Raw genomic sequence first — 24,126 nt, 5'->3', positions numbered from 1 at the left:
TTTATCACTCCACGGTTATTTTTTTCGTAAACAGGCAATGAAGAAACCATCTGAAAGATAATCATCTGGATAGATGGCTAAGGTCAATGACTCCCGGTCAGCTTTCACTTGCTGCTCAGTGGGTGTTTTGACCAATTCAAAATCCGGATGGTTTGCTAAAAACTCATTAATCACATCTTGATTTTCTTGTTGCAAAATGGTACATGTGCTATACGTCATAATACCACCTTTTTTCAAGGTTGGGGCAACCGCCGTTAAAATCGATAATTGGACCCGTTGAAGGTTCAAACTATCTTGTAATTCTTTTTCGTAACGAATTTCTGGTTTCCGCCGAATAAGACCTAATCCGGAGCATGGCGCATCCACTAAAATCCGATCAAAGGTTTCTGCTGAAAACTGAGTCTGCACTTTGCGCGCATCCAATTCAGTCGCCACAATCCGATCAGCCACGTGCATCCGTGCGGCATTTTGGTTAATTAACCGAACTTTCGGCGTATGAATATCAAAAGCGACCACTTGCCCACCTTGACTTGCATCTAAAGCTGCTGCAATCTGGGTTGTTTTCCCACCAGGCGCAGCACAAGCATCCAAGACCCGGTCACCCGGTTGGACCCCCATCGCTGGTACCACGAGTTGGGCACTTTCATCTTGCACGGTAAACATGCCGTATTTCATGGCATCCGTGTTAATCGCTTGGCCCTCAGTAACCACCAAGCCAAGCGGTGATAGCTCACTTAATTCAACGTCTAAGTCTTCATTGCGCAAAGCCGTTGCGACCCCGTCAACGTCGGAAACAGCCGTGTTCACTCGTAAGGATTGCTTAGCGGGTTGATTCAACGATGCAATAATCTGCTGCATCTTAGTTGCACCTAATTGATCACGCAGTTCGTCAATAATCCAGATTGGCATACTATAAGTCACACTCAATCGTTCATCGGCATCTTCAATCTGATCAAAATCAGGTAATCCACTGCGATCCATTTGATGCAAGACCCCCGTCACAAACCGCCGAATTCCCGGATGACCCTTCACTTTAGCGATTTCAATCGTTTCATTGAAGACGGCTCGTTGTGGGATTTTATCTAAATATTGCCATTGATAGAGCGCTGTTAGTAATAGTTCATGCACCCAAGGATCAAGTTGGTGCGGATGGCGAACAAAGGGGGTTAACCAATATTCCAGCGTCAACCGGTGTTGAATAACGCCATAGACGATATTCGTTAATAAATTAATATCGCGCCGGTCCATGCTATGTTGATTGATTAATTGGCTCAATTGTAAATTAGAGTACGCCCCATTATTGATCTTGGCTAACGCCGAAACGGCTAACCAACGAGGACTATTGCCTACTTCTGTCATTTTGTAATTACCTGCTCTCCAGTATTAAATTTATCAGTCGCGCCATTTAAGAAAGCGGTAATCGCCATCTTAGGCTTACCAGCGGGCTGTAATTCGTTGATTGCTAAGGCGGTATGCTGTCCCGCCGCTAAAACTAACTCATGCTTGGTCTTACGAACGACCTGACCTGGCGCTTGGGTGACCGTTTCAGCTAACGGGGTCACTTGCCAGAACTTAGTGCGTTTACCATCTAGAATAGCGTAAGCAATCGGTGCTGGTCGTAATCCACGGACTTGATAATCAATGGCCGCCGCCGTTTTGGTAAAGTCCAATTGCTCTTCTTCCGGCTTAATGGTTGGTGAAAAGGTGACCTGTGTCTCATCTTGCGGAGTCGCCACAATCTCACCCGCAATCAACTTAGGTAATGTGGCCAACAACAAGTCACGACCAACTAAACTGAGCTTGTCAAACAAGGTACCGGTATCATCATCCGCTTCAATGGGAATTGCCCGCTGAGCCAACATATCGCCGGCATCCATCTTTTTAATCATATAAATAATGGTTACCCCAGTTTCTTTTTCGCCGTTCATAACGGCATACTGCACCGGTGCACCACCACGATACTTCGGTAACAATGAACCATGCACGTTCACCGCCCCAATTTTAGCGGCTTGCAATAACTTAGTCGGTAAAAACTGACCAAAGGCTGCGGTGACAATCAAATCTGGTTGCATCGCAATAATTTGCTGCATTTCATCACTACCGCTGATCTTTTCTGGTTGTAATACCAAAATATCATGCGCCACGGCCACTTGTTTGACCGGCGAAGCAGTTAAGACGCGCTTACGGCCCACTAACCGATCGGGTTGGGTCACAACCGCCAACACTTGATAATCTTGTTCAATCAAACTTGTTAAGATTGGGGCCGCAAACTTCGGCGTTCCCATAAAAATCACTGATGTCATTTAAAAATTCCTCCAATTACATAAAGTGTAACGGCTCCACGTCAATCGCAATCTGTAATCCTTGCCGTTGCTGGACCTGAGTTTCTTGTAATAAGGTCGTTAAAGTCGCTGCTAAGTTTGGTTCTTGTTTATATTTAATGACGATTTGATAATAATAGCGTCGATTAACGCGCGCAATTGGCTTGGGCGTCGGACCGAGCAAAACAGTCGAAGGCGCCAGTCGCGGCTTTAACCATTGTAACAGTTGATACATCCGTTTGGCAGCCACGGCTTCATCTAAATCACTAGCCGTAATCTGAACTGTGAAATAATACGGCGGATAACCGCCTTGATGACGCATCCGCATCTCATATTTAAAGAAGCCTTCATAGTCATGATGTTGCGCAAAACGAATTGCATAATGTTCGGGATTAAAGGTTTGAATATACACCTGCCCGCTCTTTTCGGCTCGGCCAGCCCGTCCACTAACTTGAGTTAAGAGCTGAAAAGTTCGCTCACTGGCACGAAAATCCGGCAATCCCAAAGCCGTATCGGCATTTAACACGCCCACCAGCGTCACATTGGGAAAGTCCAAGCCTTTAGCAATCATCTGGGTTCCAATCAAAATATCCGCTTCGGCCCGGCCAAACTGTGCCAATAACTTCGCATGGGCCCCCTTCTTACGGGTCGTATCATTATCCATACGAATAATCCGAGCAGTTGGCATTAACGTTTGGAGTTCTTCTTCAACCTTTTCCGTTCCCGTCCCATAATAGCGAATTTGACGACTATGGCAGTTGGGGCATACTTTTGGAATCGCTTCTTCATGCCCACAATAATGGCACTTCATCGTGTGGGTATCCATATGTAGCGTTAAAGAAATATCACAATTTGGACACTTCAACACAAATCCACAATCTCGACAAAGCACAAACGATGAATAACCGCGCCGATTGAGCATCAAAACACTCTGTTCATGCCGCTCTAACCGGTCTTGCAAGGCCACTAACAATGCTGGTGAAAAATTACTTTCAGCATGTTGCTGTAATTCTTTTTTCATATCAATAATCGCAACCGGTGGTAACGGGCGTTGATTGACGCGATCCGCTAAGACTAATCGCTGATACACGCCTTTTTCGGCTCGAGCACGGGTCTCTAAAGCCGGCGTCGCCGAACCGAGGACCACCGGACAATGGTGATACTGACTCCGCCATAACGCCACCTGACGGGCATGATAGCGGGGCGCATCGTCTTGTTTATAACTACTTTCATGTTCCTCATCCATAATAATAATACCGATATTAGTCAACGGTGCAAAAACAGCTGAACGGGCGCCAACGACCACTTGCGCAGTTTGTTGCCGAATACGGCGCCATTCATCGTATTTCTCACCACTAGATAGTCCACTGTGTAAGACAGCCACTGCTTTTCCAAAGCGCCCCTTAACACGTTGCACCATCTGAGGTGTCAATGAAATTTCTGGGACTAACATCAACGCAGTTTTGCCTTGAGCTAACGCTGCCGCAATGGCTTGCAGGTAGACTTCGGTTTTACCGCTACCCGTTACCCCTTCTAATAAAAAGGTGGTCGTCGCCGGTTGATCAACCGCTTGTGTAATTTGGTCAACAGCAACTTGTTGCTCAGCATTCAAAGTCAGCGGTTGCGTTGGTTTAATATCAGCAGTCGCATAAGGATCACGATATATTTCTAACGCTAACTTTTTCAGCCAGCCCTTTTGTTCACCCGTTCGAATGACCGCCTCAGTCACCCCGAATCGTTGGCAAAATTCCTTTTGAGTGATTGCTTCCCCATTCAAAATTTGTAAGCCCTGCAAGAGTGCTAGTTGTTTCGCTGCCCCAGCCCGGACCATGGTCATTGCCTGTTGCAATTGGCTCGTTGATAAGACCGCTTGCACGCCAACTAAGGTTTTATGGTGCGCTTGGTTTTTAACTTGATAATAAACTTCCACTTCGCCGGCAGCTTGTAAGCGTAATAACTGACTCACTGCAGCCGGAGTCGTTGCAACTTGGTCAAATTCAACTTCGGCTTGACCTTGAAAAAGTTGGGTTGCAATCGCCGGTGACGTTTGCGGCGTCGGCCGTAACAACTTTTCATACTTAGCACGCATAACGGCTGGCAGCATGGTTTGGGCACACGTTATCTGAAATGAAAACGTACTCTTCGCTAACCAAGCCGACAACGCCAACGCTTCTTGATTCAAGACAGGTGCTAAATCAACGACCGCATCAATCGCCTTTAAATCGCCAGCGTAATCCGTCGCCGCCGCACAACTTAAAACGAATCCTTGAACTCGCCGTTTACCCCGCCCAAATGGCACGACCACCCGCATGCCTGGCTGAACTTGAGATTGCCACGCAGCCGGAATTTGATAACTATATGGCCGGTCCGTCTGCATCGTTGGGACATCGACTAAGACTTGTGCAATTTGAGCCACCTTTAACTTCCTCTCTTATTGGTGCTTCACAGCGCCCTGACTAATTGCGGTTTCTAAAATCTTTTCGGCAATAGCTAATTTAGGTAGCACTGCCGTCGTGATTGCCGGTGCATTTGACCGTAACAAGGTGACCTGGTTCGTCTCCCCATTAAAACCAACACCAGGTTTAGCAACGTCATTGGCCACTAATAAATCTAATTGTTTAGCCGCTAATTTTTTATTAGCATTAGCTAATAAATGCTCAGTTTCTGCAGCAAACCCAATCACAAATTGCGCTTTTTTCTGGGTTGCTAGATACTTTAAAATATCCGTTGTTTCCGTTAAATCTAACGTCAGACCAGTTTGACCGGCCTGCTTTTTAATTTTTTGAGTCGCTGGCTGAACTGGTCGATAGTCTGAAACCGCGGCCGCCATCACTAAAATATCGGTCGTAGCAAAGGCTTTAGTTGTCGCTGCCAGCATGTCAGCTGCCGAAGTAACGGACACGATGGTCACACCAGCTGGTTTTGGTAGGGCAGTTTGAGCGCTAATTAGTGTCACTTGAGCCCCCATCATATAGGCCGCTTGTGCGACTGCGTAACCCATTTTTCCAGAAGACCGATTAGAGAGATAGCGCACCGGATCAAGTTGCTCACGCGTGCCACCAGCCGTCACCAGGACCTTTTGACCATGCAGTGGTAACGTTGGCGTCGCTGCTAGTAGCTGATCTGTCAACCACGCTAAAATCGCCGGTGGTTCAGGTAACCGACCTTGACCAACATAACCTTCTGCTAACATGCCAGTGGCCGGCGTCAAAACGTGATTACCATCCGCCGTCAGTTGCGCAAGGTTACGTTGTGTGGCTGGATTCTCATACATATGTGTATTCATTGCTGGTATCACATATTTAGGGGCCGTTGTGGCTAAAATAGTGGTGGTCGCCGCATCATCCGCTAAGCCCATCGCCATTTTAGCAATAATATTGGCGGTAGCTGGGACGACTACCATGAGTTCCGTCCAATCTGCTAACGCCACATGCACCACGTGGTGCGGATCTGCCAAGGTAAACTCGTCACAAACGACTGGTTGTTGCGTTAACGTTTGAAACGTTAATGGGGTCACAAATTCAGCGGCATGTGCCGTCATTGCGACCCGGACCGTCGCCCCTTGTTTCATTAATAACCGAATCAAGGTTACTGCTTTATAGCTGGCAATGCCCCCACTAATGACTACCGTTACCCGCCGATTCGTCCAAATACTCACTTTGGTCACGCCCTTTTAATCAATTTATCGCTCACTTACCTATGAACAGCCTATTATACACTTAATATGATTGTATCAAGAATCAGGCCTTTGTTGAAGTCCAAAGGTTGCATATAAAAAAATAGGTTCGAGACCAAAGTCTCGAACCCACTCGCTTTGTTAATCCGTAACTAGTCCTTATCGGTTTCGTCAGGATCAATCATTAAGTCGCCGGCCGCGATTTCTTCTAACGCCCGACCAATGGTTTTAACTGATTTGTATTCGCTAAGCATTGGTGCAGCGCCGGCATCTAATTCATGGGCCCGCTTGCTAGCTAGCATAATCAATGAGTAACGTGAATTAACTTGCTTTAATAAATCATCAACTGATGGATATAAGATCAAGATTCAGCATCTCCTAACATTTCTTCGTATTGAGGCATTACCCGTTTGACACTGAAACGTTCACTGCGAATAATCGCTTTAATCCGTTCAGCAGCCAACGGGACTTCATCATTAACGACCGCATAATCGTAATTACGCATCATCTTGATTTCGTCGACAGCTTTGGCCATCCGTTTATTGATGACCGTCATATCATCAGTCCCACGACCAATAATACGATGTTTGAGTTCCATTAAGTCTGGCGGTGTTAAGAAAATAAACACCCCATCGGGCATTTTTTCACGCACCTGCATGGCACCGTTAACTTCAATCTCTAAAAAGACATCTTTACCGGCAGCCAATGACTGCTTAATATATTTTAAGGGCGTCCCATAGTAATTGTCAACATACTTGGCATATTCAAGCATACCGCCACTCTTGATTTCATCCTCAAATTCATCTTTAGCGACAAAATAATAGTCCTTTCCATCAACTTCGCCCGGACGCATTTTCCGAGTAGTCATTGAGACTGAATATTGAAAATCGTTATCATCTGAGTCAAAGATTACCTTGCGGACGGTACCCTTGCCGACGCCCGAAGGACCTGATAAGACGATTAACATGCCTTGTTTCGCCATGATCGCAAATTCCCCTTATTAAATATGTTTTAAAGATTATTTTGCACTTTTTAGCGCTAGATTGCAAGTCTTATCACGGTCGGCACCTGATTTTCATAATTTGACCCATTTAAAGCTAAAATTATCGCTTGCATTTCAGAACGTTTGTTCGTATAATATAAACACAAACAAATGTTCGAGGTGGTTATCATGCAAAACAAGCAATCAAATCTTAAATATATTTCTAAAAATCTACAAGCGTCTTATCGGCAATTCTTTGATGAATTCTCTACTGCTGCTGAAGTCGTCGTGCCTTTGTTACCTCAGATGCCGACCTTTCAACTAACTTTGTTTTTAACTCAGGCACAAGCTAAACACTATCCAATTATGCTACAAATGCAACCCAGCTTAACCGAAACCCATCCTTATAACATTCATGGTCGTTTAAAGACCTTAGCTTCTGGTCAATTGGTTCTAGTTAATCATGACCGCCAGCTCACCCACATTATTGATGCTGATCAGATTCGCTACCTAAAACGCATCTAATGCTGCATCGAGAGATGAAATCATAGTTCATACAACCTTGCGTATTGCTGTGGTGTTTTCGATGCAACCAAAAAAAGATTGATGTTACAGTTCAAGCTACTCCCCTGAATGAGTATGACTTGATACCTGTAAATCAATCTTTTTATTTTACAACTATTTCTGAGTTGGATCAGCTTTCTTTTCAATCCAACCAAGAATTGCGTCAGAGATAATTGCCATTAAAGCGGTTGGCAAAGCTCCGGCAAGAATGATGGCACCACCATTCGTGGCATTAGTTCCCCGAATAATGATATCCCCTAAACCACCGGCACCTACGAAGGTCCCAATCGCAGTAATCCCAATCGCTAGGACCAAGGCATTCCGTAATCCGGCCATAATCACTGACAACGATAACGGTAATTCGACAATTCGTAAAATCTGCCAACGGGTCATCCCCATCCCTTTACCAGAATCCAAGACACTAGGATCAACATTCAACATCCCAGTATACGTATTCTTAATAATTGGGAGTAAGGCATACAAGAAGACAGTCACAATGACAGTATTCACACCAAGCCCCAACCCGATCATAATAATCGACAGCATCGCTAACGATGGCACTGTCTGAATAACGTTCGCAATCGCAATGACGGTCGCACTTAATTTACTATGATGCGCAATAAAGATGCCAATTGGAATCCCAACAATTGCTGCAAAGAGCACCCCATAAATTGAAATTAAAAAGTGTCGCGAGAATTGACTAAGGACATATGCACCATTTTGCTGGTAGTAATAAATTAATTGTTGCAACATATTCATATTAGCCATTACTTGCCACTCCCTTCAAAGTAATTATTTTTTTCGAGGAACTGTTTGGCAACAACTTCGGGTTCAACTAAGTTATTGTCGACTTGATAATTCAAGTTTTGCATCGTCTTCAAATTAATTTTGCCATTTAAACGTGACAAGATTGGCTTCAATTGTGGATATGCTTTGAGAACTTTATTCGTCGCAACGGCACTCGCATTGTAAGGTGGGAAGAAACTCTTATCATCTTTTAAGATTTTTAAGTCATAACTCCCAATCCGACCATCGGTAGAATACCCTAAAATAGCATCCATTTTACCCGACTCCAAGGCATCATACACTAACCCAATTTGCATCGGGTAAGTCTTACCAAATTGATAACCGTACAACGTCTTGAAGGCATCGTAGCCGTCACCTTTTCGTTCAAGCCAAGTTTGATCTAACCCAACAGTTAACTTAGGGGCCACTTTTTTCATGTCACTAATCGTATTCAGATGATACTTTTTAGCCGTTTGTTGCGTCACCATAAAGGCGTAAGTATCCGCAAAACCATAAGATGGGAAGTACGTCATTTGATATTTAGAATTAAATAACCGTTTAACTTTCGCATCGGTCTTTTTGGTTTGTCCCCGCTCAACTTTTTCACCCAAAATCGTCGTTAAATCCGTCCCGGTAAATCGAATTGATGAAATATCCGCTTGGTCATTTTTCAATGCATTAAAACTAACTGTTCCGGAACCTAAGTTATTGATAATGGTCGTATTTAAGTTCGAATAATGCCCAATCATATCTTGAATCACATACGCCATGATTTGTTGTTCCGTCGTATTTTGAGCGGCAATTCGGACCGTATCACTAGATGTTCCTGATAACCCTGGAAAACCACACCCCGCTAACAATAACGCACTGGAAGCGGCGGCGATTAACTCAAGGAGCCATTTTTTAAATTTTCGCATGTCGTTTCCTCCTTACGCCTGTGTCGTTTGTGGGGTCACCGCAGCTTCAAGCTTACCCAACAACCAATCGACAATTAAGGCCAAGATAATAACTGGAATCGACCCACCTAAAATTAAATCGGTCCGATATAAATTTAACCCGTTAAAAATAAAGTCACCTAAACCACCGGCACCAATATATGAAGCTAACGCTGCCCAAGCAATCACATACGTCGCTGATAACCGAATCCCGGCCATAATAACAGGTGCAGCCATCGGTAATTCTACTTTAATAATCGACTGCCATGAGGTCATCCCCATGCCTTTAGCTGCATCAATCAGAGCCGGATTAACATCTTCCATCCCTAAATACGTATTCCGCAAAATAGGGAGTAACGAATAGATGAACAACGCAATGATGGCTGGCACTGCCCCAATTCCGAAAAACGGAATCATGAGTGCTAACAAAGCCATGGCTGGAATGGTCTGGAGCATACTAGCAATCGCCATCACAAAACCGGAGATGGCTTTCGTCCGCGTCAATAAAATTCCTAACGGCACCGCTACTAAAATCCCTAAAGCTAGCGAAATCGCCGAAATATAGAGATGTTGCCAAGTTTTAAGCAGTAGCTGACCGCCATAATTTTGTAGAAACGTGATCATTGCTGATCACCGCCTTCAGTAGTCGTTTGAGTGGCCGCTGAAGTCGCCGCTACTTCATCGTTGTGATGATGAATGTTGTTTGTTTCTTCATCTTCTTCTTCATCACCCCAAAGTGCATCGTACACAATATCGACTAGGGTCGCCCGCGTGACAATCCCAACTAAGCGATGTTGATCATCAACCACGGGAATATTCTTAAAGCCGCGCTTCAAAATCCGTTCAACCGTATCGCGAATTAACGAATTGGATTGAACATAGAAAATGTCACGGGTCATAATATCGTCAACACTCGTCGCCGAATTGAAACTGTAATCCACATCTTCAATGCCAATCATCCCTTTTAGAATGTTCGCTTCATCGGTTACCAAGAGTGAATCAACCCGTTTTTCATGCATTAACCGTAATGCGGCCGTTAAAGACTTGCCCGGTGTCGTTGAAATAGGATTCTTTAACATCACTTGACCAACGGTGGTAATACTTGGACGTGCTTGAATCAACCGATCTTTCCCGATTAGATTCTCAACGAATTCATTGGCCGGGTGGCGCAAAATACCATCTGGCGTATCAACTTGCATAATCTTCCCGCCATCCATGATGACAATCCGGGTAGCAAGCTTCAAAGCTTCGTCCATATCATGGGTAACAAACACAAAAGTTTTGCCCAGTCGTTCTTGCAAGTCTTTCACCAAATCTTGCAAGGCTTCACGCGTAATCGGGTCTAACGCCCCAAATGGTTCGTCCATTAATACTAAGTCTTGGTTGGCAGCCAATGCGCGGACAACCCCGATCCGTTGCTGTTGCCCACCAGATAATTCGGAAGGGTAACGATCTAAAAACTCAGCTGGTAATTCAACGAGCTTAATCATTTCTTCAGCCCGTTCATTCATCTTATCTTGCGACCATTTTAATAATTTCGGAACCAACGTGATATTGTCACGAATGGTTAAATGGGGCATTAAGCCGATATTTTGAATCACATACCCAATTTTACGGCGTAACTTCACTGGATCAAGCTGACCGATGTCTTTACCTTCTAGTTTAATGGTTCCTGAAGTTTGACTAAGCATCCGGTTAATCATCCGCATCGTCGTCGTCTTACCAGAACCAGACGTCCCGATGAAGCAGATAAATTCACCCTTTTCAATTTCTAGGTTAAAATCTTCGACAGCAATCTTGCCCCGGGATAAGTTTTGTTCAAATGTTCCATTGTTAGAAACAACCTCATCGCTCCAATCTTTTTTAGTTTTTTAATTAACTTTCTAAAGCAGTGCTTAATAAAGGATAACTTATAATGAAACCAAATTGCAAACAACTCGAAATCTAATTAACCACCCGACCTCGCTGGATTGCAGTCAACAGTACCGGTTGAACGCGATTAAAAAAAACCACGTTTTTTTTTAATTTCACCTAGGACTAACTTGGTCAATCAGTTAATTAGCTTTAGCTTCACCGGCCAAGCGTAATAACTCTTCCGCATGTTCTAATGACAATTTAGTGACCTTCGTGCCCGCTAACATCCGTGCTAATTCTTGCACGCGCGCCGGATGAGCTAATTTTGACACACTGGTTTTAGTTCGCTGCCCCGTAATCTTTTTAGCAATAAAGTAGTGATGATCACTCATTGCCGCAACTTGTGGCAAATGCGTAATACATAACACTTGTGAAAATTGCGCGATACCACTGATTTTTTCAGCAATCGCTTGCGCTACTCGTCCGCTAACGCCGGTATCTACTTCATCAAAAATAATACTCGTAATCCCTTGTGACTCTGAAAAAATGGTTTTTAACGCTAACATCATCCGTGAAAGTTCACCCCCGGACGCAATTTTCGCTAATGGTCGCATCCGTTCACCTGGATTGGTTTGAATATAAAATTCAACGCGATCGAGCCCACTCCGATAAATCTGCCCATTAGTCGGCTTAAACCGCACTTCAAAAATCGCTTTATCCATGTAGAGGTCTTTTAATTCTTGATGAATTTGTCGTTGCAAGATTTTGGCACATGCCCGTCGTTTGTCGGACAGTGCCTGCCCGGTTTTTAACAACTCGGCTTGCTGATCCGCAACACGCTGAGCCAAATCTTCGCTGTTTTCTTCAGAATCTGTCATTTTAGCCAATTCTGCTGAAATCTTTTGATAATAATCCAAAATTTGTTGTTCAGAATCACCATATTTACGTTTCAATTGACTTAACACATCTAGCCGTTGCTCTAACTCATCTAACCGGCCCTCATCAAATTCTTGCAAATCCAATTGATTAGAGACTTGACCAGCTGCGTCCTGCAACGCATAGAAGGCGTTTTTTACATTGACAGCAATTTCATTGAAGGCAGGATCCAAGGTCGCAATTGGATCTAAGGCATGCATCACCTCGCCAACCATATCGACAGCCCCGGTCGTTTCTTCCTCGGCAGCCAACAAACTATAACTTTGCTGCAAGGCCTGATTAATGGTCTGATAATTATCTAAACGGTCGCGTTCCGCAGTTAAATCCGCTTCTTCGCCAACTTTAACTTGCGCTGCAGAAATTTCGTCAACTTGAAAATTCAGCATATCTAACCGTTGGGCCCACTCTTTTTCATTAGCATTCTTTTTTCGTAATTCTTGATTCAACTGTTGATAGTCTTCATATTGTTGCGCGTACTGTTGCTTTAACTTGCGAATTTTAGCAGCCGCGAATTCATCTAACAACCCTAAATGTTTCTCTGGTTGCATCAACTCTTGATGTTCATTTTGGCCGTGAATGTCGACAATTGTTTCGCCAATTTGCTTTAGGGTCGTCGTATTGACTAACATGCCGTTGATGCGACAGGTATTACGCCCACTTTTGGCAATCTCACGTTGGAGAATTACCGTATTATCAGCATGGTCAATGCCGGCTGCATCTAACAGTTGCGCCGTATTGCCTGTTTTTGGCAAGATAAACATCCCTTGTAAGATGGCTTTGTCCGCACCGGTCCGAATAAATTCTTGGGACCCCCGACCACCAGCTAGCAACCCGACTGCATCAATAATAATTGACTTACCAGCCCCAGTCTCACCAGTTAAGACGGTCATGCCAGCTTCAAAGGCAATGTCCAAGTGTTCAATAATAGCAAAGTTAGTAATTGATAATTCTTGTAACACTGCAATTTCCTCCCTATAAAAAACGGCCTGTCACGGCAATGTGAGCAGGCCCAATGATAACCTAGTTATCGCTTAATAATCGTTGGATGGTTTGTTGTAATTCTAGCGTTGCCGCCAGTGATTTACAGATAATTAGCACGGTGGCATCATCACCTAAGGTTCCAAAAACGTTCTCATAATGCATGGCTTCAACCAATGCCGCTAAAGCCGGGCCGTTACCTGGTAAGACCTTAATTAACACAAACTTGTCTTGCGTGGCATAGGAAATGTAGGCGTCTTTCAAGGTCCGCTTAAGCTTCTTTTCAGTATCCATCTTTTTTTGCACTGGCATACTGTAACGATAGCCACCCGTCGCCGAGGGAACTTTTACCAGTTGCATGTCTTTAATATCTCTAGAAATCGTGGCTTGCGTCACATCAATATTTTCCGCACGTAATAAGCTGACAAAGTCTTCTTGTCGTTCAATTTCTTTTGAACTTAATAATCGTTTAATGTAGCGTTGGCGTTCTTGCTTTTTCACCCGATCACCCCCGGCGTCTTAGTCATATCTATACTCACATAATAAGCTATTTTGCATAAATATGAAAGACTGGATTTAAGAATCCGTTACTTATTCAACTGGTCGTAAGCGGTTTGCTGCGTCCGTTCGATAGAAACCGTGGACGCAACTGTCGCCGGTTCATCAGTTGCTTGTAAATGGATTAAAAATTCAATATTACCTTCGCCACCCTTGATTGGCGAATGATCTAAACCTAAGACGTTATAGCCCGCACGACGCGCAAACGTGACAATATCTGTCAACACTGCCGTATGCACGGCCGGATCACGAACAATGCCATGCTTACCGACGTTCTCACGACCAGCCTCAAACTGAGGTTTGATCAACGCAACCACGTCACCTCCTGGCTCAATAATAGCATGGAGCGGTGGTAAAATAAGATGTAATGAAATAAAGGAAACATCAATTGACGCAAAGTTAGGCCGGCCTTGCGTAAAGTCCGCTAACTTACTGTACCGAAAATTAGTATGTTCCATGACGACCACGCGTGGATCTTGCCGCAATTTCCAGACTAACTGATTACTGCCGACATCTAACGCATAGCTCATCTTCGCCCCATTTTGTAGCATGACATCCGTGAAACCACCCGTCGAAGAGCCGATATCTAACACGGTACGATCGGTCACGTCGATGGCAAAACTTTTTAACGCGCGTTCCAGTTTTAACCCACCACGGGAGACGTATGGCATCGGCTTACCCTTTAAATGTAATTCAGTGGTCACTGGAATTTTGACCCCCGGCTTATCTAGGCGTTCTTCATTCACACCGAGAATTTCACCCGCCATCACGGCTCGTTTGGCCTTTTCACGCGTATCGAATAGACCCTGCTGAACCAATAACACATCAATCCGTTCTTTTTCCATCTTGATTAAGTCCTCTAATTCGTAAAATACGTTAAAAATGCAGCCAATAATCCCAAATCACGTTGACTCAACGTTTCGGCTTGCTTTAAAGCGTTTTGAGCTTGATTCAAGGCTTGTTTTAAAGCCCTTTTAGCACCTGCTAATCCTAATAGTCCGGGATAGGTATTCTTATGCTCCTGCGCATCTTTATGCGTCGCTTTTCCCATGGCTGCCGGGGTGCTAGTCACATCTAAAATATCATCATAAATTTGAAAAGCTAAGCCAAATGCATCCGCAAAGGCTAATAATGCCGTTTGAACGGGACCAGTCACGGTCGCTTGAATACTCCCAGCGACGACGGCATAGTGAATCAAAGCGCCGGTTTTTTCACGGTGTAATTGTTGTAGCGCTGCGAGTGGTAACTGAACGCCAGCCCCAGTCACATCCGCAACCTGCCCCGCAACCATCCCTTTAGGTCCCGTTGCTTGCGCTAATGCCAAGGTCAATTGGGCAATCATTGTTGCGGATAATTGACTGTCAGCTAACCATTGAAACGTCAAGGGTTGTAAGGCATCACCAGCCAGAATCGCCAAATCTTCGCCAAACTTTACATGATTCGTGAGTTGTCCTCGGCGTAAACGATCATTATCCATTGCGGGTAAATCATCATGAATCAACGAATAAGTATGCATGAGTTCTACCGCCACACTGGCCCGTAATTCCTTAGCGGTGATCGGTTGCTCAAAAGCCGTTAACACTGCCAACGTTAATAACGGTCGTAACCGTTTGCCACCAGCCAATACCGAATAGCGCATGGCCGCCGTTAGTTGATCTTGATCGCTAACTTGCTGGAGCTGCTCATCCAGATAGGTATTGATTCGTGGCACCCAAGCTGCTTCAAAATCTGCTAAAACTTGCTTATTCATTAGTTGCTGGCGCTTTCGCTTGTTCAAATGGGACTTCATTCCCATTTTCATCCATCATCTTAGTCAAGGTCTTTTCGGCCCCTTCTAAGGTTGCTTGTAATTGTTGACTCAACGCTACCCCTTTTTGAAACTGATCCAAAGCCTGTTCTAATGGCACATCGCCTTGTTCCAATTGGTTAACGATTGTTTCTAAATTAGTTAAATTTGTTTCAAAGGTTGGTTTTTCAGCCATTGCTTTTTCCTCCATTAACTTCAGTAATCTGTGCCGTAGCCTCGCCATCCGCAAAATGAATTGCCACCGTCTGGGCTGGCTTCAATTGCTCGGTTGACCGCACAATTTGATTTTGTTCAGTCACAAACGCATAACCGCGCCCCATAATCTTCAACGGACTTAGTAAATCAAGTGACTGGGTCGTCCGCGCCAATTGCTGGCGTTTAGTCACCATCACTTGCTGGGTCGCCCGTGTTAGCCGCTGTTGCAAGTTAGTTAATTGTGTCTGCGCTTGCCGTACTCGATGAATGGGCGTTTGTTGGGTCAGTCGTTGCACCATCTGCTGATAACGTTGTTGTGATTGACTGATAGTTTGTTGACCCGCTTGCTTTAGCCGTTCAGATAAAAAGTCTAACTTTTGTAAATAGCCTTCATACAACCGGTTAGGCTGGGTAAAAACATACGACTGTTTTAATTTATTTAAACGTTGCCGATCATGTTGCACTAAATTTTGAAACGCATTAAAGACTCGTAAACGGTCTTGATTCAATTGTAACAACACATCATTATACACGGGTACCGCTAACTCGGCCGCTGCCGTTGGGGTTGCCGCCCGGACATCCGCCACTAAATCGGCAATGGTCGTATCGGTTTCATGACCAACTGATGAAATAACCGGCAAGCGGCTGGCTGCGATGGCGCGGGCCACGACTTCTTCATTGAACGGCCATAAGTCTTCAATCGAGCCCCCACCACGGCCGATAATCAACGTATCAAAATCGCCCGCTTGATTAGCCCGTTCGATTTGGCGCGCAATCTCTGGTGCTGCCGCATCTCCTTGAACTTGGGCTGGAAACAAGACCAGTTGTGCGATTGGGAAGCGTCGTCGCACCGTCGTGATGATATCACGAATGACCGCACCACTTTGACTCGTAACCACTGCAATTCGCTTTGGAAACCGGACTAATGGCTGTTTAGGCGCATTAAATAACCCCTCGGCCGCTAACTTAGCCTTCAATTGTTCGAACGCTTGATAAAGCGCCCCAACCCCATCTGGTTCCATCCGTTCAACGTAGATTTGATAACTGCCACTGGGTTCATATAGACTAATGCGACCCACGACTAGGACTTTCATCCCAACTTCTGGTTGAAATTTTACTTTGGCAAAAGCTGATTTGAACATAATCGCCGAAATCTTAGCATGGTCATCTTTCAAACTAAAATATTGATGCGTGTTCGGCCGTGGGCGATAGTTTGAGATTTCCCCAGTTAAATAAACTTTACCCAGATAAGGATCAACTTCGAATTTACGCTTTAAGTATTGGGTTAACGCCGAAACTGTCAAATATTCTTGACTATCACTCACCTAAATCACTCCATTTTGCTAACTCGACCGTCGTTTGCATCAACGTGGCAATCGTCATCGGGCCCACCCCGCCAGGTACTGGGGTAATTAAGCCAGCCACACCTTGGGCTGACTCAAAATCAACGTCGCCCACTAACTTACCGTTCGCATCACGATCCATACCAACATCAATCACTGTCGCCCCCGGCTTAATATCGGCACCTGTGATCAGATGCGCGATGCCCGTTGCCACAACCAAAATATCGGCAGTTCGCGCAACGGCCTTCAAATCGGCCGTCTTACTATGGGCTAACGTCACCGTCGCATTGGCATTCGTCAACAAAGCGGCCATGGGTTTCCCAACAATCGTACTACGCCCAATGACTACGGCGTACTTACCAGTTGGATCAACATCATACGCTGCCAGCATCGTCATAATCCCCCGGGGGGTATTGGCAATTGGATAGTGACCAGCATAGTTCGTGATTAGCTTACCGACATTGGTGGGATGAAAGCCATCCACGTCTTTATTCGGATCAATTGCTAACGTCACTAGCGGCTCGTTAATTTGCTTTGGTAGCGGTGATTGGACCAAAATCCCGTGAATTTTATCATCAGCATTGTAAGCCGCAATAATTGATAGTAATTCAGCCTGGGTCGTCGTTGCCGGTAATTGCCGAACAATCGAATGCATCCCCAACTTAGTTGCTTTACGATTCTTATTTCGTACATAAATCTGACTAGCTGGGTCCTCACCAACAATAATCACTGCAATTCCTGGTTGTACCCCACGTTCAACTAACTTGCTAACTTCAGCCTGAGTTGCTTGATTAACTTGTTTTGCCACTTGTTTACCATCAATAATTGTTGTCACACCTGCCACGCTCCTTTGGTTGTCTTTTTTCATTTTAGCATATTAAGACCAGAGATAAATAGCTGGTTTAACGATAACTTATAAAAAAAAGTCTGGCAAATTGCCAGACTTTCAAGTTGAACATCATATTGTTCGGATTTAGCTTAAATTGCTTCGTCATTAACGGCTTTGCCTAAGACGCCACTCACAAACTTACGTGATTGATCATCACTGAAAGTTTTAGTTAATTCAATGGCCTCATTAACGGCAACTTTAGCTGGAACACCATCAGCAAACTTCAACTCAAAGAATGCAATCCGTAAGACAATTAAATCCGTCTTTGCTAGTCGATCTAACGACCAAGCTTGACTTAAATACGGTTGAATCAAAGTGTCTAGTTCAGTTTGATGATCACGAACGCCCGTTACCAACGTACTCAGATAACTAGGGATTTCTAGTTCCACCGTGCCCTCAGGATTTAACAATTGTTGATACAACTGATTTTCATCAGCATCGGGATTAGCATTCAAGGCAAATAAAGCTTGAAAGGCTTTTTCTCGGATTTCATGACGCGTTAAACTCAAGATTCTTCACCATCTTCATCGTTATCAGTTTCTGGATTGGCTTCACCAAAAAGATTATTCGGATCAATTGCACTCTCCGTCTTTTCAGTAACAATCCCGGTAATGTGGACGTTAACTTCACTCAACGCCAAATCAGTCATAAACAAGATTTGTTGCTTAACCTTATCTTGAATCGCTAAAGCAACCTTGGGTACCGAAACGCCATAATTCAAATAGGCGTAGATATCGACGCTGATTTGATCATCAACAATCGTTAACTTAACCCCTTTACCCAGACTCTTTTTACGACCGAACAACTCATTTACACTGGAAGAAATCGAACCGCGCATCCGGTTAACACCATCAATCTGGCTTACCGCGATACCAACGATTATTTCAAGCACTTCGGGTGCAATTTGAATTTGTCCTAAGCTGGGTTCTTTGCTTTGTAGCATAATATTGCTGCTATCAGCCATTTTGACATTCCTCCAATTCCATGTTTGTCGGCACTTGTAAATTAAGCCCGAGAAACGTACGTGCTATCAACAGTGTTAACGATCAACTTGTCGCCAGCCTTAACAAAGAAAGGCACTTGAATAATCGCACCAGTTTCAAGCGTAGCTGGTTTAGAACCACCAGAAGCGGTGTCACCCTTAATCCCGGGTTCCGTTTCAGCAACTTCTAGCGTCACCGTGTTAGGTAATTCAATCCCTAAAACTTCGCTATTGAACAACGTTACTTGAACTTCCATGTTTTCCTTTAAGAACTTCAATTCAGTTTGAATGTTGTCCCCAGGAATTTCAATTTGTTCGTAAGTATCCGTGTTCATGAAGACATAACTGTCCCCATCAGCGTACAAATACTGCATGGTACTCTTTTCGATTGGGGCTTGTTCCATCTTAGCACCGGCCCGGAAAGTCTTGTCTTGAACTGCACCAGTCCGTAAATTCTTAAGCTTTGAACGAACGAACGCGCCGCCCTTACCTGGCTTAACGTGCTGGAATTCCACGATACGCCAAATTGCATTGTCAACTTCAATTGTTAATCCATTTTTAAAATCTGCTGTAGAAATCATTTAAAGTCCTCCTATGAAGATATCTTTATTACTATAACAAGACCAAGCCGCCGTGGCAACTGTCTTGGCTATAAAATCACTAAATCACGGGTTGCTTGCGTCAAGCGTTCATGCCCAGTCGCAGTAACTAACACATCATCTTCAATGCGAATCCCGCCAAGACCGGGGAAATATACCCCTGGTTCAACGGTCACGACACTATCACTCACTAACGTCGCCGAGCTGTTGGTCGAAATCAGCGGCGCTTCATGAATCTCTAAGCCTATCCCGTGTCCCATCCCATGGTTAAAGGCTGGTCCATACCCAGCAGTCGTTAACATCTCGCGACCCACTGCGTCTAAATCAGCGCTGACGGCCCCGGGACGTACTTGGGTCACAACGGCCTGTTGTGCCGCTTGGACAGCCTCATAGGCCGTTTTAAGCTTAGCATCTGGTGTCCCTAAAGCAAAAGTTCGGGTCATGTCTGACGTATACCCATCTAAAAAGTAACCAAAGTCGAGGGTAACCAAGTGACCAGCCGTGAGGTGCGCATTTGAAGCCACCCCATGTGGTAAAGCCGCCCGGGCACCGCCTAAGACAATCGTCGTAAACGACGGTCCGCTGGCACCACGTGAGCGCATAAACGCATCTAGTAAATTACTAACATCGCATTCACGCATTCCAGGTCGAACAATGCTCGTCACATAGCCAAACCCAGCATCCGCCAATTGCGCGGTGGCACGTAACTTGGCAATTTCAGCCGCACTCTTAACCACGCGCAAAGCTTCAACCACATTTGATAGCGCCACCAAATCGCTGACTAGATACTCATCTAAGTAAGTATAATCAACGTATGGCAACGTCTCCTCAAATCCCATGACACCGGTGCTGGTCTGTGCAATCAACTCACAAATAGCCCCTAAGTAATCCCGCGTAATCACCAGATGGTCATGATCATATTCCTTAGCAAAGGCCGTTTGATAACGTGCATCCGTAATCAGATAAGCCTCGTGCGCTAAAACTAATAGATAGCCCGCACCTGCTAGATCATCCATTCCGGTTAAATATTGTAAATTACCATTGCTTGACACCAAAAACGCATCAATTTTTAACCGATCAAATTGCTGTTGTAACCGTTCAATTCGACTTGGCATTTAGTCACTCCCATCATAACCTCTGCTTCATTATACCAAACTTCAGCCTGGTAAACGTCGCTCAGTCATGATTCATCACTAATGCGTTAAAAAAGAGCCTCACGCAGAGGCTCTTTCAAAAGATTATTTTGCTGGGTAAACAGAAACTTGGCGCTTGTCGCGACCTTTGCGTTCAAAACGAACGACTCCGTCAACCTTTGCAAATAATGTATCGTCGCCACCACGGCCAACGTTAACACCAGGGTAAATATGGGTTCCGCGTTGACGGTAAAGGATGTTACCACCCTTAACAGTTTGGCCATCAGCCCGTTTAGCGCCTAAACGCCGACCAGCTGAATCACGACCGTTGGCAGTCGAACCGCCACCTTTATGGTGAGAGAAGAATTGCAAGTTCATTAACATAGTAAAGTCCACCTCCGAATGTGGTTATCGTGTTTGTTCACGAACCTGGATATAATCACCATAGTTCGTGGCAACATCGTTTAATCCGAGTGTGAAACTTTCAAGGAGCGTCTGCAATTGTTGGTTAGCTAAATCTAACTTAGTAAAATCAGCAATTAACAAACCACCATTGGTTTCATCGCTCTGGACTTCGGGTTTCAAGTGCGCAACTTGTTCAATCCCATTGATTGTACTAATTGCTAACACCGAAACCGCCGCACAAACGATGTCTTGTCCATAAGCACCTGAATCAGCATGACCCGTTAACCGGAAGCCAGTTACTGCACTGTCTTGATCCCGGAAAATCATTGCTTGAATCATAAGGAATGCCTACTTTCTTAATTATGCATTAATTGTGTCGATCGTTACCTTAGTATATGGTTGGCGATGACCTTTTTTCGTATGAGTCCCTTTTTTGGCCTTATACTTGAAAGTTACCACTTTACGTTCGCGGCCCTGCTTTTCAACAGTTCCTTCGACCGTAGCACCATCAACAGTCGGATTACCAATCTTAGTTGATTCGCCACCAACAAAAACGACTTGATCAAAAACAACCTTATCGCCTGCGGCTGCATCAAGCTTTTCAACATAAACAGCTTGACCTGCTTCAACCTTATATTGTTTACCACCAGTTACAATAATTGCGTACACGTTTGTGCACCTCCTTAAATTATGAATCACTTAGACTCGCCAAATTAAGCGTCGTTGCCGAACTTAAAACTTAATTCGTGCGGTTGTAGCTGTAGAAGTTCACAAATACAACAAGAAAATACTATCAAAATAGACGCCACTAGTCAAGCTATATTTTCATTATACAAAGAAATCTGTGAAAGTAATATTACCAACTGTCATCAACCGATGCAGCTTTTTAATACATTTAGTGAGGTAACGTGGCGTGTAAATCAAATCATTTTCAAGCCAATCGGTAATCAACCCGACGGTCGCTGAAACATAATAAGCGGTTTGAACACTAATTGGTACTTCTAAGTCGGCAAATTGATCTTCAAACTCATGATAAAACTGTTGCATCCAAGTCGTGAGCTGTTGCTTGATGCGGTGATCTACCGCTAGTTGGCTCTGATCAATCAACAAAGTTTTAAAGGCCTCGGCATGATCGTTGATATAGCCCAACGCCTTAGCCAAGGATAGGACTTGAACACGGCGTAATGGATCAGCCGGATTGGTAATGACCTCCCCAATTGAAACCGTGACGATGCCCGTTGCAAACAGATCGGTCACTAAATCATCGAGCGCTTGACTAACAAACGCCGGCTTATCTTTATAGTGAAGATAAAAGGTGCCCCGAGTCACTGATGCTGTTGCAGTTAACTCCTGGACCGAGATATCTTCAACATTTTTAGTTTGTAATAATGTAATTAAAGCTTGCCGTAAATGCCGCCGGGTCTTATCAACCCGGGGATCAATTTCATGGTTCATTTAACTTCCCTACTTTCTAAGATAAATATACCATCAATCCCCCGGAGCGTCTAATAATCATTATTATCAGAACAAATTAGGACAAATCGTCCATAATCGAGGGCTTTTTTCAAAAAAAAACAGGTTTTCATTAATTTTAGTTGCATTTTACGTTATACTAGTCTTACAATAATTGTTATTGGACTAATTAAAAGGAGGTAATTCTCTCATGACTGTTGTAGCAAAACCTTACAATACATGGGCCACACGTCGTCCAGTTGCTGATAAGCAAAAGCGTCTTCGTCGCGAAAAGCAAACTGCCGCGATTCAACGTTGGGCCGCTGGTAAGACTGAAACCATTGAAGCCACACCAAAAATCAAGTAATAAAAAAAAGAACCGGCCTTTTGGTCAGTTCTTTTTTTATTACTCATTAATAGATAAAGTTGCCGTAAACAATTAGGAACTAACTGATAACTAATGGTTATCACGGGAAGCAGTGAAATGTTTACTGGCTGCATTCTCCTTAGAAACAAAGTTCGAATAATATTGAATCCCTCCGGCAACGGCTAAAATGCCAACGATTGCTAAAACTGAAACCATAAGCGTCTCTCCTCTCCTGTTACATTTATATTATCGTTATGTTACAGGATTATTTCAAGCAAAACGACTAGTTAACCGTCATTTTTTAATCACCTTTAGCTTTTCTTAAGATTTAAGCCCTCAAAACCAAGTACCCAAGGCAAACAAGACCGGATATGCGACGAAAAATAACGACGCACTTTTTACAATTGCCATAAACGTTTTTTGCTTATCTTGAACCGCAAAGAATGGTCGCATCCCACGCCACATGATTGGGAGCAAGACCACTGTTAATGCAGTCACCACTGGCGCTAATCCTAGCCAAGCATTGACCAAGGTCCATAACGTCCCAATCCCAATTGCCACTTGCATCACGCGAACCGCCCCCGGTTGACCCAAGTAAACGGCCAAAGTATAGCGATGATTCGCAATGTCCTCATTACGATCCGCTGTATCATTAGCTAATTGGACCGTAAAGAAGATTAAAGTTAAAGGTAAGCACAGGAGAAAGGTCGTCCCAACAATGCGCCAAGTCAACGGCTGTTGCCCATAGATGGACACGTACACACACGTCAATTGAATCCAAAATGCGATTGCTAATGCCACTACGAGCGCCGACACCGGTGTCGCATTAATCGGATGCGGTCCCGCTGTGTAGAAAATGCCAATCAGATACCCGACCACCCCAAAAATCGCTACCGGCCAGCCCGTTCGCAAGATGAGCGCAACTCCTGGAATGGCTGCGACCGCATACAATAGCCAAGCCAACCAAAAAATACCGCGCGACGGCAACTTTAACCGACCAATCGGATTCGTTTTCTGGGCGTAATCTTGGCGATCTTGCGCGTGCTGATAATCATAATAATTGTCAGCAACGTTTACCGCCAAGTCGAAGATGAAGACGACTAACAGGCACAAGCCCACATTGATCCAATTAACCGTGTGGACGTGATACTGTGCAATCGCTGCGCCCAAGATAAACCACATGATATTTAGTGGCGCCGTATAAATTTCTGTTAACTCGTAAAAAACTGACCATTTCAACCATTTTGCCATTTATTGGTTCCCCCTGAAATTGATTTCGTTTTTAGTATTGCAAATTTTTCACTAAAAAGCGACTTTTGACGACCAGCCTCTTTTTCATTTCACAAGTCAGCCGGCATTAATCT

At 44.3% G+C, this 24,126-nt stretch carries 28 protein-coding genes, 1 pseudogene and 1 other annotated feature; of the genes and pseudogenes, 2 read left to right on the top strand and 27 right to left on the bottom strand.

All coding sequences use genetic code 11. The features are described 5' to 3' along the window. Window positions 1-15: 15 nt before the first annotated feature. The 6 genes from rsmB to gmk form a co-directional block, all read right to left on the bottom strand. Window positions 16-1,359 (bottom strand): 16S rRNA (cytosine(967)-C(5))-methyltransferase RsmB, encoded by a 1,344-nt coding sequence (gene rsmB, locus C5Z26_RS01860; RefSeq protein WP_105448334.1) that lies wholly within the window; start codon window positions 1,357-1,359, stop codon window positions 16-18. Then, window positions 1,356-2,303, bottom strand: a complete 948-nt coding sequence (gene fmt, locus C5Z26_RS01855; protein WP_105448333.1) for a methionyl-tRNA formyltransferase — start codon at window positions 2,301-2,303, stop codon at window positions 1,356-1,358. Before fmt ends, rsmB begins: the two co-directional genes overlap by 4 nt. A 16-nt stretch (window positions 2,304-2,319) precedes the next feature. Next, window positions 2,320-4,737, bottom strand: a complete 2,418-nt coding sequence (priA, locus tag C5Z26_RS01850; protein WP_105448332.1) for a primosomal protein N' — start codon at window positions 4,735-4,737, stop codon at window positions 2,320-2,322. A gap of 15 nt (window positions 4,738-4,752) precedes the next feature. Further along, window positions 4,753-5,979 (bottom strand): bifunctional phosphopantothenoylcysteine decarboxylase/phosphopantothenate--cysteine ligase CoaBC, encoded by a 1,227-nt coding sequence (gene coaBC / locus C5Z26_RS01845; RefSeq protein ID WP_105448331.1) that lies wholly within the window; start codon window positions 5,977-5,979, stop codon window positions 4,753-4,755. Window positions 5,980-6,149: 170 nt separating this feature from the next. Beyond that, on the bottom strand, window positions 6,150-6,362 hold the full coding sequence (rpoZ, locus tag C5Z26_RS01840) for a DNA-directed RNA polymerase subunit omega (RefSeq protein ID WP_105448330.1): 213 nt from the start codon (window positions 6,360-6,362) through the stop codon (window positions 6,150-6,152). Then, window positions 6,359-6,979, bottom strand: a complete 621-nt coding sequence (gmk, locus tag C5Z26_RS01835; RefSeq protein WP_105448329.1) for a guanylate kinase — start codon at window positions 6,977-6,979, stop codon at window positions 6,359-6,361. Before gmk ends, rpoZ begins: the two co-directional genes overlap by 4 nt. Window positions 6,980-7,168: 189 nt before the next feature. Here gmk and C5Z26_RS01830 point away from each other — a divergent pair, with 189 nt between their 5' ends. Further along, entirely contained in the window at window positions 7,169-7,504 is a 336-nt protein-coding gene (locus C5Z26_RS01830; RefSeq protein WP_105448328.1) for a hypothetical protein, read from the top strand. Window positions 7,505-7,657: 153 nt separating this feature from the next. Here C5Z26_RS01830 and C5Z26_RS01825 read toward each other — a convergent pair whose 3' ends face one another. The 19 genes and pseudogenes from C5Z26_RS01825 to C5Z26_RS01735 all read right to left on the bottom strand — a co-directional run bounded on the left by C5Z26_RS01825 (window position 7,658) and on the right by C5Z26_RS01735 (window position 22,398). Then, on the bottom strand, window positions 7,658-8,311 hold the full coding sequence (locus C5Z26_RS01825) for an ABC transporter permease (protein ID WP_105448327.1): 654 nt from the start codon (window positions 8,309-8,311) through the stop codon (window positions 7,658-7,660). Beyond that, entirely contained in the window at window positions 8,311-9,246 is a 936-nt protein-coding gene (locus tag C5Z26_RS01820) for an osmoprotectant ABC transporter substrate-binding protein (RefSeq protein WP_105448326.1), read from the bottom strand. Before C5Z26_RS01820 ends, C5Z26_RS01825 begins: the two co-directional genes overlap by 1 nt. A gap of 12 nt (window positions 9,247-9,258) precedes the next feature. Continuing rightward, complete coding sequence (locus tag C5Z26_RS01815) at window positions 9,259-9,888, bottom strand: ABC transporter permease (RefSeq protein ID WP_105448325.1); 630 nt, start codon at window positions 9,886-9,888, stop codon at window positions 9,259-9,261. Further along, window positions 9,885-11,095: pseudogene (locus C5Z26_RS01810) on the bottom strand (betaine/proline/choline family ABC transporter ATP-binding protein). Before C5Z26_RS01810 ends, C5Z26_RS01815 begins: the two are co-directional and overlap by 4 nt. A gap of 223 nt (window positions 11,096-11,318) precedes the next feature. Further along, complete coding sequence (gene recN / locus C5Z26_RS01805; protein ID WP_105448323.1) at window positions 11,319-13,013, bottom strand: DNA repair protein RecN; 1,695 nt, start codon at window positions 13,011-13,013, stop codon at window positions 11,319-11,321. Between the two features lie 61 nt (window positions 13,014-13,074). Next, window positions 13,075-13,533 (bottom strand): arginine repressor, encoded by a 459-nt coding sequence (locus C5Z26_RS01800; protein WP_105448322.1) that lies wholly within the window; start codon window positions 13,531-13,533, stop codon window positions 13,075-13,077. 86 nt (window positions 13,534-13,619) lie between these two features. Further along, complete coding sequence (locus C5Z26_RS01795; RefSeq protein ID WP_105448321.1) at window positions 13,620-14,435, bottom strand: TlyA family RNA methyltransferase; 816 nt, start codon at window positions 14,433-14,435, stop codon at window positions 13,620-13,622. Window positions 14,436-14,449: 14 nt separating this feature from the next. Beyond that, entirely contained in the window at window positions 14,450-15,340 is an 891-nt protein-coding gene (locus C5Z26_RS01790) for a polyprenyl synthetase family protein (RefSeq protein WP_105448320.1), read from the bottom strand. Further along, a complete protein-coding gene (locus tag C5Z26_RS01785) occupies window positions 15,333-15,572 on the bottom strand; it encodes an exodeoxyribonuclease VII small subunit (protein WP_105448319.1) in 240 nt (79 codons plus the stop codon). Before C5Z26_RS01785 ends, C5Z26_RS01790 begins: the two co-directional genes overlap by 8 nt. Then, window positions 15,565-16,917, bottom strand: a complete 1,353-nt coding sequence (gene xseA / locus C5Z26_RS01780; RefSeq protein WP_105448318.1) for an exodeoxyribonuclease VII large subunit — start codon at window positions 16,915-16,917, stop codon at window positions 15,565-15,567. Before xseA ends, C5Z26_RS01785 begins: the two co-directional genes overlap by 8 nt. Further along, window positions 16,910-17,770, bottom strand: coding sequence for a bifunctional 5,10-methylenetetrahydrofolate dehydrogenase/5,10-methenyltetrahydrofolate cyclohydrolase (locus tag C5Z26_RS01775; protein ID WP_105448317.1), 861 nt, complete (start codon window positions 17,768-17,770; stop codon window positions 16,910-16,912). Before C5Z26_RS01775 ends, xseA begins: the two co-directional genes overlap by 8 nt. Window positions 17,771-17,913: 143 nt before the next feature. After that, window positions 17,914-18,333 carry a transcription antitermination factor NusB gene (gene nusB, locus C5Z26_RS01770; RefSeq protein ID WP_105448316.1) on the bottom strand — a complete coding sequence of 140 codons (420 nt, stop codon included), beginning with the start codon at window positions 18,331-18,333 and terminating at the stop codon, window positions 17,914-17,916. Next, window positions 18,330-18,788, bottom strand: coding sequence for an Asp23/Gls24 family envelope stress response protein (locus tag C5Z26_RS01765; RefSeq protein WP_105448315.1), 459 nt, complete (start codon window positions 18,786-18,788; stop codon window positions 18,330-18,332). Before C5Z26_RS01765 ends, nusB begins: the two co-directional genes overlap by 4 nt. A 41-nt stretch (window positions 18,789-18,829) precedes the next feature. Further along, window positions 18,830-19,387: an elongation factor P gene (gene efp / locus C5Z26_RS01760; protein WP_105448314.1), complete on the bottom strand. Its 558-nt coding sequence runs from the start codon at window positions 19,385-19,387 to the stop codon at window positions 18,830-18,832. Window positions 19,388-19,455: 68 nt separating this feature from the next. Next, window positions 19,456-20,520 (bottom strand): M24 family metallopeptidase, encoded by a 1,065-nt coding sequence (locus tag C5Z26_RS01755; protein WP_105448313.1) that lies wholly within the window; start codon window positions 20,518-20,520, stop codon window positions 19,456-19,458. Window positions 20,521-20,643: 123 nt separating this feature from the next. Further along, window positions 20,644-20,922: a 50S ribosomal protein L27 gene (gene rpmA / locus C5Z26_RS01750; RefSeq protein ID WP_105448312.1), complete on the bottom strand. Its 279-nt coding sequence runs from the start codon at window positions 20,920-20,922 to the stop codon at window positions 20,644-20,646. Window positions 20,923-20,946: 24 nt separating this feature from the next. Further along, window positions 20,947-21,282 carry a ribosomal-processing cysteine protease Prp gene (locus C5Z26_RS01745; RefSeq protein ID WP_105448311.1) on the bottom strand — a complete coding sequence of 112 codons (336 nt, stop codon included), beginning with the start codon at window positions 21,280-21,282 and terminating at the stop codon, window positions 20,947-20,949. A gap of 21 nt (window positions 21,283-21,303) precedes the next feature. After that, window positions 21,304-21,612 carry a 50S ribosomal protein L21 gene (gene rplU, locus C5Z26_RS01740; RefSeq protein ID WP_105448310.1) on the bottom strand — a complete coding sequence of 103 codons (309 nt, stop codon included), beginning with the start codon at window positions 21,610-21,612 and terminating at the stop codon, window positions 21,304-21,306. A 22-nt stretch (window positions 21,613-21,634) separates the two neighbouring features. Then, window positions 21,635-21,707: a sequence feature (ribosomal protein L21 leader region), on the bottom strand. Window positions 21,708-21,771: 64 nt separating this feature from the next. Further along, a complete protein-coding gene (locus tag C5Z26_RS01735; RefSeq protein WP_105448309.1) occupies window positions 21,772-22,398 on the bottom strand; it encodes a TetR/AcrR family transcriptional regulator in 627 nt (208 codons plus the stop codon). Window positions 22,399-22,606: 208 nt separating this feature from the next. Here C5Z26_RS01735 and C5Z26_RS01730 point away from each other — a divergent pair, with 208 nt between their 5' ends. Next, the gene (locus tag C5Z26_RS01730; RefSeq protein ID WP_105448308.1) at window positions 22,607-22,762 is read left to right on the top strand and encodes a hypothetical protein; all 156 of its coding nucleotides are present in this window, start codon (window positions 22,607-22,609) and stop codon (window positions 22,760-22,762) included. A 90-nt stretch (window positions 22,763-22,852) separates the two neighbouring features. On the opposite strand, the gene C5Z26_RS12695 is transcribed toward C5Z26_RS01730, so the two are convergent. Together C5Z26_RS12695 and C5Z26_RS01725 are read right to left on the bottom strand one after the other, a co-directional pair. Continuing rightward, entirely contained in the window at window positions 22,853-22,978 is a 126-nt protein-coding gene (locus C5Z26_RS12695; protein ID WP_255414937.1) for a hypothetical protein, read from the bottom strand. A 120-nt stretch (window positions 22,979-23,098) separates the two neighbouring features. After that, on the bottom strand, window positions 23,099-24,013 hold the full coding sequence (locus C5Z26_RS01725) for a prenyltransferase (RefSeq protein WP_105448307.1): 915 nt from the start codon (window positions 24,011-24,013) through the stop codon (window positions 23,099-23,101). Between the last annotated feature and the right edge of the window lie 113 nt (window positions 24,014-24,126).

The sequence above is a fragment of the Lactobacillus sp. CBA3606 genome (genome assembly GCF_002970935.1).
In the GTDB taxonomy this organism is placed as follows: Bacteria; Bacillota; Bacilli; order Lactobacillales; family Lactobacillaceae; genus Lactiplantibacillus.
This window is presented reverse-complemented; position numbering and strand designations above follow the sequence as displayed.

Excerpts from the sequence above, each read along its gene's own strand:
- C5Z26_RS01765 (WP_105448315.1), bottom strand. The coding sequence starts at position 18,788 with ATGGCTGATAGCAGCAATATTATGCTACAAAGCAAAGAACCCAGCTTA.
- C5Z26_RS01815 (WP_105448325.1), bottom strand. The coding sequence starts at position 9,888 with ATGATCACGTTTCTACAAAATTATGGCGGTCAGCTACTGCTTAAAACT.
- C5Z26_RS01830 (WP_105448328.1), top strand. The coding sequence starts at position 7,169 with ATGCAAAACAAGCAATCAAATCTTAAATATATTTCTAAAAATCTACAA.
- rpmA (WP_105448312.1), bottom strand. The coding sequence starts at position 20,922 with ATGTTAATGAACTTGCAATTCTTCTCTCACCATAAAGGTGGCGGTTCG.
- C5Z26_RS01730 (WP_105448308.1), top strand. The coding sequence starts at position 22,607 with ATGACTGTTGTAGCAAAACCTTACAATACATGGGCCACACGTCGTCCA.
- C5Z26_RS01795 (WP_105448321.1), bottom strand. The coding sequence starts at position 14,435 with ATGGAAAAAGAACGGATTGATGTGTTATTGGTTCAGCAGGGTCTATTC.
- C5Z26_RS01820 (WP_105448326.1), bottom strand. The coding sequence starts at position 9,246 with ATGCGAAAATTTAAAAAATGGCTCCTTGAGTTAATCGCCGCCGCTTCC.
- C5Z26_RS01745 (WP_105448311.1), bottom strand. The coding sequence starts at position 21,282 with ATGATTCAAGCAATGATTTTCCGGGATCAAGACAGTGCAGTAACTGGC.
- C5Z26_RS01725 (WP_105448307.1), bottom strand. The coding sequence starts at position 24,013 with ATGGCAAAATGGTTGAAATGGTCAGTTTTTTACGAGTTAACAGAAATT.
- fmt (WP_105448333.1), bottom strand. The coding sequence starts at position 2,303 with ATGACATCAGTGATTTTTATGGGAACGCCGAAGTTTGCGGCCCCAATC.
- C5Z26_RS01785 (WP_105448319.1), bottom strand. The coding sequence starts at position 15,572 with ATGGCTGAAAAACCAACCTTTGAAACAAATTTAACTAATTTAGAAACA.
- gmk (WP_105448329.1), bottom strand. The coding sequence starts at position 6,979 with ATGGCGAAACAAGGCATGTTAATCGTCTTATCAGGTCCTTCGGGCGTC.
- C5Z26_RS01755 (WP_105448313.1), bottom strand. The coding sequence starts at position 20,520 with ATGCCAAGTCGAATTGAACGGTTACAACAGCAATTTGATCGGTTAAAA.
- C5Z26_RS01790 (WP_105448320.1), bottom strand. The coding sequence starts at position 15,340 with ATGAATAAGCAAGTTTTAGCAGATTTTGAAGCAGCTTGGGTGCCACGA.
- C5Z26_RS01735 (WP_105448309.1), bottom strand. The coding sequence starts at position 22,398 with ATGAACCATGAAATTGATCCCCGGGTTGATAAGACCCGGCGGCATTTA.
- rsmB (WP_105448334.1), bottom strand. The coding sequence starts at position 1,359 with ATGACAGAAGTAGGCAATAGTCCTCGTTGGTTAGCCGTTTCGGCGTTA.
- efp (WP_105448314.1), bottom strand. The coding sequence starts at position 19,387 with ATGATTTCTACAGCAGATTTTAAAAATGGATTAACAATTGAAGTTGAC.
- C5Z26_RS12695 (WP_255414937.1), bottom strand. The coding sequence starts at position 22,978 with ATGGTTTCAGTTTTAGCAATCGTTGGCATTTTAGCCGTTGCCGGAGGG.
- C5Z26_RS01825 (WP_105448327.1), bottom strand. The coding sequence starts at position 8,311 with ATGGCTAATATGAATATGTTGCAACAATTAATTTATTACTACCAGCAA.